Here is a 12,204-nt window from a genome sequence, read left to right on the forward strand (position 1 = left end):
GCCGCCTGTCGCCCAAACGAAAAAGGCCGCCCCTTGCGGAGCGGCCCCTTCGGTCGTCTCGGAAGTCCGATCAGCCGCGCAGCTTGCGGGTGATGGTCTCCAGGTCCTGGCTGAGCACGGCGTCGTCCTGGCGCAGGGCCTCGATGCGGCGCACGGCGTGCAGGACGGTGGTGTGGTCGCGACCGCCGAAGCGACGGCCGATGTCCGGCAGCGAGCGGGTGGTCAGCTGCTTGGCCAGCCACATGGCCGCCTGGCGCGGACGGGCAATGGCGCGGTTACGGCGTTCGCTGAGCAGGTCGGCCTGCTTCATGCCGTAGTGCTCGGACGTAGCCTTCTGGATGTCGTCAATGGTGATCCGCTTTTCACCGCCGCGCAGGTGCGGGCGCAGGATCGCCTGGACCTCGTCCAGCGTCAGGCGCGGCAGGCGCTCGCCGGCGCGGGCCGTCAGGGTGTTCAGCGCGCCTTCCAGTTCGCGGACGCTGTCGGTGAAGCGGTCGGCCAGGAATTGCAGCACTTCGGGACGCACGGCGCCGACGAAGCCCTGGGCGCGGCCCAGCGCCTCGATCTTGCGCTCCAGGATGCCCAAGCGCAGCGAGCGGTCGGCCGGCTCCAGGCCGCAGACCAAGCCCGCCGACAGGTGCGAGCGCAGGCGGGCGTCCATCTCGGTCATGGCCGAGGGCGGACGGTCGGCCGAGAACACTACCCGGCGGCCGTCCTCGACGAGGGCGGTCAGGGTATGGAACAGCTCTTCCTGGCTCGACTGCTTGCCGGCGATGAAGTGCACGTCGTCGATGATCAGCAGGTCGGCGCCGCGCAGCTCGTCCTTGAAGGCCGTGGTCTGGCGATCCATCACCGCCCGCACGAAGGTCGACAGGAAACGCTCGGCGGTCAGGTACACGACGCGCTTGTTCGGCGCGTTGCGCATGGCTTCCCAGGCCAGGGCGTTCAGCAGGTGCGTCTTGCCGAAGCCGTAGGGGCCGTGGAACAGCACCGGGTTGAAGTGGCCGTCGGCCCAGCTGGCGACGCGGCGCGCCACGGCGTGGGCGAATTCGTTGGCCGGACCGGGGACGAAGGTGTCGAAGGTGAAGCGTTCCTGCAGGCCCTGCACCGGCGAGGTCTTGCCGGCGGCCGGGGCGGGCGCGGCGGGGACGTCGCTGGAGACCGGCAGCACGATCTCGATCGGCTGGGCCTTGGCTTCGACATAGACGGCGCCGGCGGTGGCCGAGGCGGCGTCGGCCGAGGCTTCGAATTCGAGGCGCGACTTCAGATCGAGGCGGCGGCCCACGGCGTCGCCGGCGGCCCACAGCTCGCCGATGCGGCGCCAGGCGCTGCGACGGATCCAGTCGCGGGCGATGCCCGTGGGGGTGACGAGGACGACGTCGCCGCCTTGCGTTTCACGCAGCACGGCGGGCGCGATCCACGAACCGAAGGCGGCGTCGCCCAGTTCGCGCTTCAGCGAGACGCAGACCTTGTTCCAGACGATGCCAGCAGGCTCCCGCGTGACAGCCGCATACGCAGCCGACAATTCCTGACTGGCCACCCCGACCTTGATCGACATCAGTTCACCGCCTCGCGCCTGCATACACACAATTACAGATTGCCGGTCGCAAGCCCCCCATGGCGCACGACCGTGCTCAAACACTACCCCCACATTTATTGAAGACACACAGGGGCTTACCCGGCGAACGCATGGTGTTCGCCGCCGCCGCTGTCGTCAAAGACTGGGAGAGCGTTGAGACGCTTAAACTAGCCACCGGCCCCCGCCGGTCAAACGGAAAACTTGCGTCCGATCGCGGATATTTCTGTTGACTCGCGAGACCTCCTCGCTCGTCAAGGGAATGCCGTTTTAGAGAGTTTCGTTCGACGACCTGAGGGGCAGGTATAGGGGTACATAGACAAAGCAAAAGCCGACCGAGTTTCCCCGATCGGCTCTTACAAGTCTTTGATTTCGCTGAACGAACGGTGTTCGTTCGCGATCTGGACTTAGGCGGCGGCCTTGTCCAGCTTCTTCAGGCGGGCGGCCAGGCGCGAGACCTTCCGCGAGCCGGTGTTCGGGTGGACGACGCCCTTCGAAACGGCGCGCATCAGTTCCGATTGCGCCTCGACGAAAGCGGCCTTGGCGACGGCGACGTCGCCGGCGGCCAGGGCGTCTTCGAACTTGCGCAGGAAGGTGCGCACGCGCGAACGGCGAGCGGTGTTCACTTCGGTGCGACGGGCGATCTTGCGGATCGCTTTCTTGGCGCCGGGATTATTGGCCATGAGTTGGACCTTCAAACGGACAGCCACGCGGGCGGCCGCGAAGCAGGAAAAATCAAGAGCGCGCGGATATACGGGAACCCCGGGATCGGGTCAATCCATCCACATGGGGATTCTTCGCCGCCGGGCCACGGCCCAGCTTCACGAACCCTTGAACGCCGGTTTGCGCTTCTCGACGAAGGCCGCCATTCCTTCCTTCTGGTCGTCGAAGGCGAACAGCGAGTGGAAAAGGCGGCGCTCCAGCGCCACGCCGGTGGTCAGGGTCGTCTCGTAGGCGGCGTTGACCAGTTCCTTGTTCATCGCCACGGCCAGCGGCGACTGGGCGGCGATCTTGGCCGCGACCTTCAAGGCCTCGTCGACCAGCTGGTCGGCAGGGAAGACCCGCGAGACCAGGCCCGAACGCTCGGCCTCGGCCGCGTCCATCATCCGGCCGGTCAGGATCATGTCCATGGCCTTGGACTTGCCGACGAAGCGGGTCAGGCGCTGGGTGCCGCCGATGCCGGGGGCGACGCCGAGATTGATCTCCGGCTGGCCGAACTTCGCCGTATCGGCGGCCAGGATGAAGTCGCAGATCATCGCCAGCTCACAGCCGCCGCCCAGGGCGTAGCCGGCCACCGCGGCGATGATCGGCTTGCGGATGGTCTCGATCGCCCGGGCCTGGGCGGTGAAGAAGTCGGCCTTGAACATCTCGGCATAGGACTTCTCCGACATCTCCTTGATGTCGGCCCCGGCGGCGAAGGCCTTGGGCGAGCCGGTCAGCACGATGCAGCCGACGCCGTCGTCGTTCTGGGCGTCCGCCAGCGCTTGGCCAAGCTCGGTCAGCAGCACGCTGTTGAGGGCGTTCAGGGCCTCGGGCCGGTTCAGGCGGATCAGCGCCACGCCGGGCGCGGTTTCGGGGCGTTCGACGATCAGGGTCTCAAAGGCCATCGGCCGTCCTTCCTCAAGTCCTGGCCGTCTATCGCGGCCCTTGTACGTCATAGCCCAGCGCGCGCAGGCGGGCGGGCAGGCCGTCGGGACCTAAGAGGTGCCCGGCGCCGACCACCACCACCGTCCGGCCGGACCCGGCCAGGCGCGCTTGCAGGGCGTCCATCCACCGTGCGTTACGCTCGACGATGAAACGGCGATAGAGGGCGGGCGAAGATTTCCGCATTCCGCCGACGACGGCGCGCTCGAGCGCCTTCTGGTCGCCCTTCGACCACGCCGCGACCAGCCGGCGATAGGCGCCGGGATCCTTTTCCAGCTGCCTGACCGTGGCGTTCAGGGTCTTGATCTGATCGGCCTGCGAGGCGCCGGCGAACAGGGCCATCTGCTGGTCGGGGGTCTCGAAGGCCTTGCGGACGACGGTCGGCGGCGCGGCCGCCTGCAGCCGCCGCTCGACCCCGTCCTCGGCCAGGCCCTGGTCCAGGGCGAAGGCGGCCGTGGTCAGCCGCACCTCGGCCATCCAGGGCTGCAGGCGCTCCAGCTCGCTCATCGGCACGGAGAGGCGATCGGCCAGCTTGCGCAGGCGGGCGGCGGCCCGGGGCTTCAGCCGCGAGGTCAGGGTCTGGCCAGGCGGCAGCAGACCGTAGGCGCCGGCCAGGGCCTGCATCCGCTGGTCGGCGGCGGCGTCCATCGGCAGTTCGAACCACAGGTCGTCGGCCTTCGACAGCGCCGCATCCAGAGCCGGCGGCTTCCAGTCCAGGTCCTTGGGCAGCACGTGCATCGAGCCGAACAGCACGATCTCGGAATCCGCGTCGCGCACCGTCCACATGGCCGGCTCGGCCAGGGCCGGCGTCGCCAGCAGCGCAGCGAGAGCGACGAGAAGCGAGCGGAACATCGAACCCACCGGAAAGCCGCGCCTCAGCTCAGCAAGGCGCGGTCAGGGTCATTTCTGACAAACGGGGCAGAAGAAGGTCGAACGCCCCGCCTGCACCTCGCGGGCGATCACGCCCTTGCAGCCAGCGGTCGGGCACGGCTCGCCCTCGCGGTCATAGACCCGAAAGCGATGCTGGAAGTAGCCCAGCGCCCCGTCGGCCGCCGCGAAGTCCTTGAGCGACGAGCCGCCGACCTCGACGGCCTCGGCCAGCACCTCCTTGATGGCCGTGGTCAGCGGTCCCAGCCGCTTGCCGGCGATCTGGCCCGACGGCTTGAACGGCGAGACGCCCGAGCGGTGCAGGGCCTCGCAGACATAGATGTTGCCCAGGCCCGCCACGGTCTTCTGGTCGAGCAGCAGGGTCTTGGGCCCCTGCTTGCGACCGCCGAAGGCCTTCACCAGCGTCTTGGCGTCGAAGGCCTCCGACAGGGGCTCGGGACCCATGGTGGCGAACCAGGGGTGGCGATCGACGCGGTCGGTGGCGATCAGGTCCATGAAGCCGAACCGGCGCGGATCGTAATAGGTGACGGTCGCGCCCTCTTCGGTCTCGAAGACGACGTGGGCGTGCTTGTCGTCGGGCTTGACCTCGCGGGCGAAGTCGCCGGGCCGCACGGATCCTTCCGGCGCGGCGATCTCGAACCTGCCGGTCATGCCAAGGTGCATGACGAGCGTGTCGCCGCGATCGAGCGGGGCCAGCAGGTACTTGGCCCGCCGGTCCAGCCGCAGGATCTTCGCGCCCGTCAGCCGCTGGACGAAGCCCTCGGGCAGGGGAAAGCGCAGGTCGGGGCGGTTGGCGCGCACACGGATCAGGCGGGCGCCGGACAGGACGGGCTCCAGGCCCCGGCGGACAGTCTCGACTTCGGGCAGTTCGGGCAAGACGGCTCCTTAAGACGGTGACGCGACGCAAGGCGCGGTCTAATAGGCGAAGATCATATAGAGAGCCCGACCCGTAGACGTCATGAGCAAGCCCTCCGCCACTTTCGGATTCAAGGACGTCGATCCCGCCCTGAAGGCGGGTCTGGTGCGCGGGGTCTTCGACCGCGTGGCCAAGAACTACGACCTGATGAACGACCTGATGAGCGGCGGCGTGCACCGGCTCTGGAAAGATGCGGTCGCGGCCAGGCTCAACCCGCAGCCGGGCGAGATCATCATCGACTGCGCCGGCGGCACCGGCGACATGGCCCGCCGCTTCGCAAAGATGGCCCGCAACGCTCAGCAGCGCCGCGGCGGCCCCGACGCGACGATCAACATCATCGACTACAACGCCGAAATGATCATGGCCGGGATCGAAAAGGGCGGCGAGCCCGAGATCACCTGGACCGTGGGCGACGCGCAAGCCCTGCCGCTGCCCGACGCCTATGCCGACGCCTATGTCATCTCGTTCGGGATCCGCAACGTCACCGACATCGACGCGGCCCTGCGCGAGGCGCGCCGGGTGCTCAAGCCCGGCGGCCGGTTCCTGTGCCTGGAGTTCTCGCGCCCCGCGACCGAGGCCCTCGCCAAGGCCTATGACGCCTACAGCTTCAAGGTCATCCCGCAGGTCGGCGAGTGGGTCGCCAAGGACCGCGACGCCTATCAGTACCTGGTCGAGAGCATCCGCCGCTTCCCCGACCAGAAGACCTTCCTGTCGATGATCGAGGCGGCCGGCTTCAAGCGGGCCACCTACACCAACTTCACCGGCGGCGTGGCGGCCCTGCACCAGGGCTGGGCGCTCTAGGCCCATGCAACGCCTGTCCGCGTTCGTCCGCCTGATCGGCGCCGGCTGGCGCCTGGTGCGCGCCGACGCCCTGGTTCCGCGCGAGGTCGAGCCGCTGCTACCGCCGTCGGCGCGGCTGGCCGGCCGGTTCCTGCGCCTGTTCGCCGGCGGCAAGAGCCGCCAGGGCCGTCCGGGCGAGCGTCTGGCCCGCGTGCTGGAAGGCCAGGGCCCCGTCGCCATCAAGATGGGTCAGTTCCTGTCGACCCGGGCCGACATCTTCGGCGCGGTCTTCGCCGAGGACCTGTCGCACCTGAAGGACCGGCTGCCGCCGTTCCCCACGCCGATCGCCCGCGCCGAGATCGAGCGCAACCTCGGCCGCAGCATCGAAAGCCTCTACGCGACCTTCGGCGAAGCGGTGGGCGCGGCCTCGCTGGCCCAGGCCCACGAGGCGACCCTGCACGACGGCGCCAAGGTGGCCGTGAAGGTGCTGCGCCCCGGAATCGAGCGCCGCGTGGCGCAGGACAGCGAGACCCTGCGCCTGGCCGCCGACCTGTCGCACCGCCTCGTCCCCGCCGCCCGCCGCCTGCGTCCGCGCGAGTTCGTCGAGGTGGTGATCCGGGCTCTGGACCTGGAGATGGACCTGCGCTTCGAGGCGGCCGGCGCGGCCGAACTCGGCGAAGCGATGGCCCAGGACGTCCACATGCGCGCCCCGGCCGTCGTCTGGGACGGCGTCGGCAAGCGGGTGCTGACCCTGGCCTGGGCGGAAGGCGTGCCGCTGTCGGATCCCAAGGCGCTGGAGCAGGAAGGCCTGGACCGCAAGGCCCTGGCCGAGAACGTCACCCGCGGCTTCCTGGCCCAGGCCCTGGACCACGGCCTCTTCCACGCCGACCTGCACGAGGGCAATCTCTTCGTCAGCGCCCCGGCCGCCATCACCGCCGTCGACTACGGCATCGTCGGGCGCCTCGGCCCCGCCGAGCGCAAGTACCTGGCCGAGATCCTCTACGGCTTCCTGCGCCGCGACTATACGCGGGTGGCCAAGGTTCACTTCGACGCCGGTTACGTGCCCGCCCACCAGGACATGGACGCCTTCGCCCAGGCCCTGCGCGCGGTCGGCGAGCCGGTGTTCGGCCGCGACGCCCGCGACGTGTCGATGGGCCGGCTGCTGGCCCAGCTGTTCGAGATCACCGCCCTGTTCGAGATGGCCCTGCGGCCCGAGCTCGTGCTGCTGCAGAAGACCATGGTCACGGTCGAGGGCGTGGCCCGCCGCATCGACCCGGCCCACGACCTGTGGGCCGCCGCCAATCCCGTCGTCAGCCGCTGGATCGCCCGCGAGCTGTCGCCGGTGGCGCGGATGAAGGAGCTGGCCGAAGAGGCCGTGCGCGCCCTGCGCGCCATGGCCCGCTACGCCGAACAACCGCCGGCCCCGCCGACGGTGATCGTCGAGAAGCGCCCGGCCTGGCCGTGGTTCCTGGCGGGAGCCGCCGCCACGGCGCTGGCCTTCGCGGCGGGCCTGGGCGCGGCGAGCCTCTTCTGATCCTTCTCCACTTGCGGGAGAAGGTGGCGGCGAAGTCGACGGATGAGGGGTCGAAAGCCCTGTCCGACAATTCTAAGAGACCCCTCACCCGACCTCCTTCGGAGGCCACCCTCTCCCGCAAGGGGAGAGGGGTCAGAGGTTAAGCGCCCCGCGCGCCGCAGCGATTGCCGCCTCGCGCACGTCGCCGGCATAGGCAACCCCCGCGCTGTGCCCCCACACCGGCCCCGGCCAGGCCGGGTCGCCGGCGCGGCGGCCCAGGACGTGGACGTGCAGTTGCGGGGTGACATTGCCCAGGGCGCCGACATTCAGCTTGTCGACCGGCAGGCCCAGCACCGCCGCCACGGCCCGGACGGCCGCGCCGAGAGCGACGATCTCCTCGGTCAGGGCGATGCGGCCCTCCGGCGACAGGTCCTCGATCTCCACCAGGCCGTCGGCGCGGGGGATCAGCACCAGCCACGGATAGCGGGCGTCGTCGTGCAGGCGCACGTGGCAGAGCGGCAGCTCGCCGACGGCGTGGGAGGAGGCCGGGAAGGCCGGGTGCAAATCGAAGTCAGCCACGTTTCGGAACCGCCGCCCAATAGTCGAAGTCGAGGATCACGGCCGGGTCATAGACGCCTTCGCCATCCTTGTCGGGGAAATCGGCGCAGGGCCGATCCTTGGTCGCCACCAGCCGCAGACGCAGGGCGCCGACGCCTCCCAGATCGGCCTTGTCGAGCACCTCGCTCCAGGCGAACACCGTCGCGCCGGCGAAGAACGGGGCCACGTGCCGGCCGCCGTTGATCCCCAGGATCAGGCCGGCGTTCTGCAGGCCGTTGAACGACAGGGCCTTGGCGGTCGAGATCACCACCCCGCCATAGACGAGGCGCCGGCCCGACGGGTCTTTCGATCGCTCGAACTGGTTGAAGTGCACCTTGGCCGTGTTCTGCCACAGCCGCGTGGCCATCTGGGCTTCGGCTTCCTCCACCACCATGCCGTCGACATGGTCGATCTTCTCGCCGACCGCGTAGTCCTCGAAGGCGTGCGGGGCGCCGGCCAGCGACCAGTCGTAGCCTGAGAAATCCAGCCCCGCCGGAACGATCAGGTCCGCGGGCGCAACCGCCTTGGCCAGGTCGGGAACCGACTGGCCCTCGACCACGGCCGACGGATCGCGCTTTCGCACCATCACCCAGCGCACGTAGCTCAGCACCGCCTCGCCGCGCTGGTTGGCCCCGGTGGTGCGGACATAGACGACCCCGGTCTTGCCGTTCGAATTTTCCTTCAGGCCGATCACTTCGGAGGTCGCCGTCAGGGTGTCGCCGGGGAAGACGGGTGCTAGGAACCGGCCTTCGGCGTAGCCCAGGTTGGCCACGGCGTTCAGGCTGATGTCGGGCACGGTCTTGCCGAACGCCACGTGGAAGGCGACCAGGGGATCGACGGGGGCGGCGGCCAGGCCGCTCGCCCGGGCGAATTCGTCCGACGAGAACAGCGCAAAACGCGGTCCGTACAAGGCGGTATAGAGAGCGACGTCGCCCGCCGTCACCGTGCGCGGCGTTGCATGGACCAGCACCTGGCCCGGCTCGAAGTCCTCGAAAAACCGTCCCGGATCGGTCTTGCTCACGGCGCCTCTCCTTGTCGTTGTTGTGATCGTTTTGCCGCAGCGCAGCGAAACGGGAAAGGGGGCTTGAGACTAAGCCGCTAGGGGCGTAGACCGCGCCCCGACATTTCCTGTCCACAGCCTGATGGAGACACCATGGCTCGCGCGAAGATCGCCCTTATCGGCGCCGGCATGATCGGCGGCACCCTGGCCCACATCGCCGCTCGCGAAGAGCTGGGCGACGTGATCCTGTTCGACATCGCCGAAGGCACCCCGCAGGGCAAGGCGCTCGACATCGCCGAAGCCTCGGCCGTGTTCGGCAAGGACGTGGCCCTGAAGGGCGCCAACGACTACGCCGACATCGCCGGCGCCGACGTCTGCATCGTCACCGCCGGCGTGCCGCGCAAGCCGGGCATGAGCCGCGACGACCTGCTGGGCATCAACCTGAAGGTCATGAAGGCCGTCGGCGAAGGCATCAAGGCCCACGCCCCGAACGCCTTCGTCATCTGCATCACCAACCCGCTCGACGCGATGGTCTGGGCCCTGCAGCAGTTCTCGGGCCTGCCCAAGGAAAAGGTCATCGGCATGGCCGGCGTCCTGGACTCGGCGCGCTTCGCCTACTTCCTGGCCGAAAAGACCGGCGTGTCGGTCGAAGACATCCACGCCTGGACCCTGGGCGGCCACGGCGACGACATGGTCCCGATGGTCCGTCACTCGACCGTCGGCGGCCTGCCGCTGCCGGACGCCGTGAAGGCCGGCTTCCTGACCCAGGAAGAACTGGACGCCATCGTCGAGCGCACCCGCAAGGGCGGCGGCGAGATCGTCGCCCTGCTGAAGACCGGTTCGGCCTTCTACGCCCCGGCTGAAAGCGCCATCGCCATGGCCACCAGCTACCTGAAGGACAAGAAGCGCGTCCTGCCGTGCGCCACCTTCCTGAACGGCGAATACGGCCTGTCGGACCTCTATGTCGGCGTGCCGGTCGTCATCGGCGCCGGCGGCGCGGAAAAGATCATCGAGTTCGAAACCAACGACGCCGAGAAGGCGATGTTCGCCAAGTCGGTCGAGTCGGTGAAGGGCCTGATGGAAGCCTGCAAGACCATCGACCCGACCCTGGTCTAATCGCTTCCGCGATCACCAAAACGACGAAGGGCGGCTCCTCGCGGGGCCGCCCTTTTTCTTTGTTCCCTCTCCCATGGGGAGAGGGAGGGGCCCAGGCGACAGCCTGGGAGGGTGAGGGGGTACGCCGCCAACCGGCGCGCCGGCGCGCCGTCAGACCTCGTAACCCCTCATCCGGCGCTTCGCGCCACCTTCTCCCTCTGGGAGAAGGGAGAACGGTCAGTGCGCCGCCTCGGCGTCCTGCGAGATCTCCTCCAGCGTCTTGCCGACCTGCTTGGCGCCGTAGTCCTTGGCCACGTCGCCCAGCGACAGGATACCGGTCAGGCGGCCGGTGTCGTTCAGCACCACCAGGCGGCGGACCTGGTTGTTGGCCATCTTGGCGGTGGCGTCGGCCAGGATGTCGTCCTCCTTGACCGACAGCACCTCGCCGTCGCTCATCACTTCGGACACGGGGCTGTCGAAGCTGCGGCCTTCGGCGACCACGCGCAGCACGATGTCGCGGTCGGTGACCAGGCCCAGCACCTTGCCGTCCTCGACCACGGGCACCACGCCGCTGTCGACCTTGGCCATCACCTCGGCGACCTTGCGGATGCTGTCGCCGGGACGGGCGACCGAGACCTGGCTGGTCATGGCGTCGCTGACTTTCATCGGGTGTTCCTCCTTCAGGGGGAATGCAAATTGGACCCGCTAGAAACCCCGCGACGCCGAAGACCGTTCCGCTTGCCCGGTCGGCGACGCTTAGCCCAGGGCCGCCTTGTTGGCCGCCAGGAAGGTCGCGACCGAGGTGGGGGCCTTGCCGGTCAGGCGCTCGACAGCGTCGGTGACGATGGCGTGCTGGCCTTCTGCGGCCTGGGCGTCGAAGTCGGCCAGGACGTCGACATAGACGCTCGGCAGGCCGGCCTGGGCCAGGCCCGCGCGCAGGGCGTCGAGCGGGATGTCCTGGTGCGCGACCGGCTTGCCCGAGACCTGCGCCAGCAGGGCGGCCAGCTGGTCCTGGGTCAGGGCCTGCGGGCCGGAGACGTCGAGGATCTGGCGGCCTTCCGCGCCCAGCAGGGCGGCGGCGTCGATCGCGGCGCAGTCCTCGCGGGTGACATAGGCGCGGCCCTGGCCGGCCGTGGCGGCGTAGAGCGTGCCGCCGGCGATCGCCTGGCCCGCGCCCAGCAGGATGGTCTCGGCATAGAGGTTGTGGCGCAGGATCGTCCAGTTCAGGGACGGGGCGGCGATGATCGCCTGCTCGCTCCAGAAGTGGTCGTCGATCACGCCGCCGCCGGCCTGGGGCCGCGCCCCGGGGGCCGAGGTGTAGAGCACATGGCTCACGCCCGCCTCGACCGCCGCGGCGACGGCCGCGCGGATCTGGGCGATGCGGGTTCCCCATTGGCCCAGGCTGTCGGTGCTGACCAGCAGCACCCGGTCGGCGCCGGCGAAGGCCGTCTTCAGCGAGGCCGGATCGTCGAAGTCGGCGGCGCGGACGTCCACGCCCCTGGCCGCCAGGTCGGCGAGCTTGGCCGGATCACGGGTCGTGGCGATCACATGCGGGGCGCCGGCCTCGAGCAGGAGCTCGACGATGCGGCGGCCCAGCTGGCCTCCGGCGCCGGTCACCAGAAGGCGGTCATTGAGGAAGGGGCGAGCGGTCATCGAGGGCGTCCTTTGCTGGTCTCTTTTCGAGACCTAGTGTAAATGTGAGAGCAAGGCCCCGTCGTAAAGACGGCAGTTTTCCGGGAGATAGGCACCTTGAAGGAACCACCATCGCTTTCTCCGGAAGCGCTCTGCGACGCGCTGGACGGCTGGAAGGGCCAGGGCTTCACGGCGTCGGACTGCCCGGTGCGCGACGTCATCGACCACCTGGGCGACAAGTGGAGCACGCTTTTGCTGTCGCTGCTGGCCACCGGCCCCAAGCGGTTCGGGGCGCTGCGCCGGGCCGTGCCCGACATCTCCCAGCGCATGCTGACCCAGACCTTGCGCGACCTGCAGCGCGACGGCCTGATCCTGCGTGAGGTCTTCCCCACCAAGCCGCCCAGCGTCGAATACAGCCTCTCGCCCCTGGGGACGTCGCTGCAAGGCCCCCTCAACGCCCTGATCGCCTGGGCCATGGACCACCACAACGCCATCCGCGCGGCCCGGGCGCGATATGACGAGGCCGCCTGATCCCCTCTCCCCTTGCGGGAGAGGGTGGCCCC

General features: G+C 69.2%; 13 protein-coding genes. 4 read left to right on the top strand and 9 right to left on the bottom strand.

Going from position 1 to position 12,204, the window contains the following annotated elements:
• Positions 1–70: 70 nt before the first annotated feature.
• The 5 genes from dnaA to mutM all read right to left on the bottom strand — a co-directional run bounded on the left by dnaA (position 71) and on the right by mutM (position 4,984).
• Positions 71–1,558 carry a chromosomal replication initiator protein DnaA gene (dnaA, locus tag AC2YHT_RS19750; RefSeq protein ID WP_487291608.1) on the bottom strand — a complete coding sequence of 496 codons (1,488 nt, stop codon included), beginning with the start codon at positions 1,556–1,558 and terminating at the stop codon, positions 71–73.
• 425 nt (positions 1,559–1,983) lie between these two features.
• Entirely contained in the window at positions 1,984–2,259 is a 276-nt protein-coding gene (rpsT, locus tag AC2YHT_RS19755) for a 30S ribosomal protein S20 (RefSeq protein WP_110118379.1), read from the bottom strand.
• Between the two features lie 138 nt (positions 2,260–2,397).
• Entirely contained in the window at positions 2,398–3,183 is a 786-nt protein-coding gene (locus AC2YHT_RS19760) for an enoyl-CoA hydratase (protein ID WP_487291609.1), read from the bottom strand.
• 28 nt (positions 3,184–3,211) lie between these two features.
• Positions 3,212–4,072: a TraB/GumN family protein gene (locus tag AC2YHT_RS19765; RefSeq protein WP_487291610.1), complete on the bottom strand. Its 861-nt coding sequence runs from the start codon at positions 4,070–4,072 to the stop codon at positions 3,212–3,214.
• A gap of 48 nt (positions 4,073–4,120) precedes the next feature.
• Positions 4,121–4,984, bottom strand: a complete 864-nt coding sequence (gene mutM, locus AC2YHT_RS19770) for a bifunctional DNA-formamidopyrimidine glycosylase/DNA-(apurinic or apyrimidinic site) lyase (RefSeq protein ID WP_487291611.1) — start codon at positions 4,982–4,984, stop codon at positions 4,121–4,123.
• A gap of 82 nt (positions 4,985–5,066) precedes the next feature.
• Between mutM and AC2YHT_RS19775 the strand changes: the two genes are divergently transcribed.
• Positions 5,067–5,825 carry a class I SAM-dependent methyltransferase gene (locus AC2YHT_RS19775; protein WP_109455180.1) on the top strand — a complete coding sequence of 253 codons (759 nt, stop codon included), beginning with the start codon at positions 5,067–5,069 and terminating at the stop codon, positions 5,823–5,825.
• A 4-nt stretch (positions 5,826–5,829) separates the two neighbouring features.
• The gene (gene ubiB, locus AC2YHT_RS19780) at positions 5,830–7,338 is read left to right on the top strand and encodes a 2-polyprenylphenol 6-hydroxylase (protein WP_487291612.1); all 1,509 of its coding nucleotides are present in this window, start codon (positions 5,830–5,832) and stop codon (positions 7,336–7,338) included.
• A gap of 132 nt (positions 7,339–7,470) precedes the next feature.
• On the opposite strand, the gene AC2YHT_RS19785 is transcribed toward ubiB, so the two are convergent.
• Positions 7,471–7,896 (bottom strand): HIT domain-containing protein, encoded by a 426-nt coding sequence (locus AC2YHT_RS19785; RefSeq protein ID WP_487291613.1) that lies wholly within the window; start codon positions 7,894–7,896, stop codon positions 7,471–7,473.
• Positions 7,889–8,935, bottom strand: a complete 1,047-nt coding sequence (locus tag AC2YHT_RS19790) for a MaoC family dehydratase (RefSeq protein WP_487291614.1) — start codon at positions 8,933–8,935, stop codon at positions 7,889–7,891. The genes AC2YHT_RS19785 and AC2YHT_RS19790 overlap by 8 nt, the downstream gene beginning before the upstream one ends.
• Positions 8,936–9,067: 132 nt before the next feature.
• On the opposite strand from AC2YHT_RS19790, the gene mdh reads away from it, so the two are divergent.
• On the top strand, positions 9,068–10,030 hold the full coding sequence (gene mdh, locus AC2YHT_RS19795; RefSeq protein WP_058347105.1) for a malate dehydrogenase: 963 nt from the start codon (positions 9,068–9,070) through the stop codon (positions 10,028–10,030).
• Positions 10,031–10,246: 216 nt separating this feature from the next.
• On the opposite strand, the gene AC2YHT_RS19800 is transcribed toward mdh, so the two are convergent.
• Together AC2YHT_RS19800 and AC2YHT_RS19805 are read right to left on the bottom strand one after the other, a co-directional pair.
• Positions 10,247–10,675 (bottom strand): CBS domain-containing protein, encoded by a 429-nt coding sequence (locus AC2YHT_RS19800; RefSeq protein WP_487291615.1) that lies wholly within the window; start codon positions 10,673–10,675, stop codon positions 10,247–10,249.
• Between the two features lie 90 nt (positions 10,676–10,765).
• On the bottom strand, positions 10,766–11,662 hold the full coding sequence (locus AC2YHT_RS19805; RefSeq protein WP_487291616.1) for an NmrA family NAD(P)-binding protein: 897 nt from the start codon (positions 11,660–11,662) through the stop codon (positions 10,766–10,768).
• A 96-nt stretch (positions 11,663–11,758) separates the two neighbouring features.
• Here AC2YHT_RS19805 and AC2YHT_RS19810 point away from each other — a divergent pair, with 96 nt between their 5' ends.
• Entirely contained in the window at positions 11,759–12,172 is a 414-nt protein-coding gene (locus AC2YHT_RS19810) for a winged helix-turn-helix transcriptional regulator (protein WP_487291617.1), read from the top strand.
• Positions 12,173–12,204: the final 32 nt, after the last annotated feature.

It is taken from the genome of Caulobacter sp. SRI_008, assembly GCF_057586355.1.

What these genes read in the sequence shown, in the direction of transcription:
- dnaA (WP_487291608.1), bottom strand. Translation starts at nt 1,558, where the DNA reads ATGTCGATCAAGGTCGGGGTGGCCAGTCAGGAATTGTCGGCTGCGTAT.
- rpsT (WP_110118379.1), bottom strand. Translation starts at nt 2,259, where the DNA reads ATGGCCAATAATCCCGGCGCCAAGAAAGCGATCCGCAAGATCGCCCGT.
- AC2YHT_RS19760 (WP_487291609.1), bottom strand. Translation starts at nt 3,183, where the DNA reads ATGGCCTTTGAGACCCTGATCGTCGAACGCCCCGAAACCGCGCCCGGC.
- AC2YHT_RS19765 (WP_487291610.1), bottom strand. Translation starts at nt 4,072, where the DNA reads ATGTTCCGCTCGCTTCTCGTCGCTCTCGCTGCGCTGCTGGCGACGCCG.
- AC2YHT_RS19775 (WP_109455180.1), top strand. Translation starts at nt 5,067, where the DNA reads ATGAGCAAGCCCTCCGCCACTTTCGGATTCAAGGACGTCGATCCCGCC.
- ubiB (WP_487291612.1), top strand. Translation starts at nt 5,830, where the DNA reads ATGCAACGCCTGTCCGCGTTCGTCCGCCTGATCGGCGCCGGCTGGCGC.
- mdh (WP_058347105.1), top strand. Translation starts at nt 9,068, where the DNA reads ATGGCTCGCGCGAAGATCGCCCTTATCGGCGCCGGCATGATCGGCGGC.
- AC2YHT_RS19800 (WP_487291615.1), bottom strand. Translation starts at nt 10,675, where the DNA reads ATGAAAGTCAGCGACGCCATGACCAGCCAGGTCTCGGTCGCCCGTCCC.
- AC2YHT_RS19805 (WP_487291616.1), bottom strand. Translation starts at nt 11,662, where the DNA reads ATGACCGCTCGCCCCTTCCTCAATGACCGCCTTCTGGTGACCGGCGCC.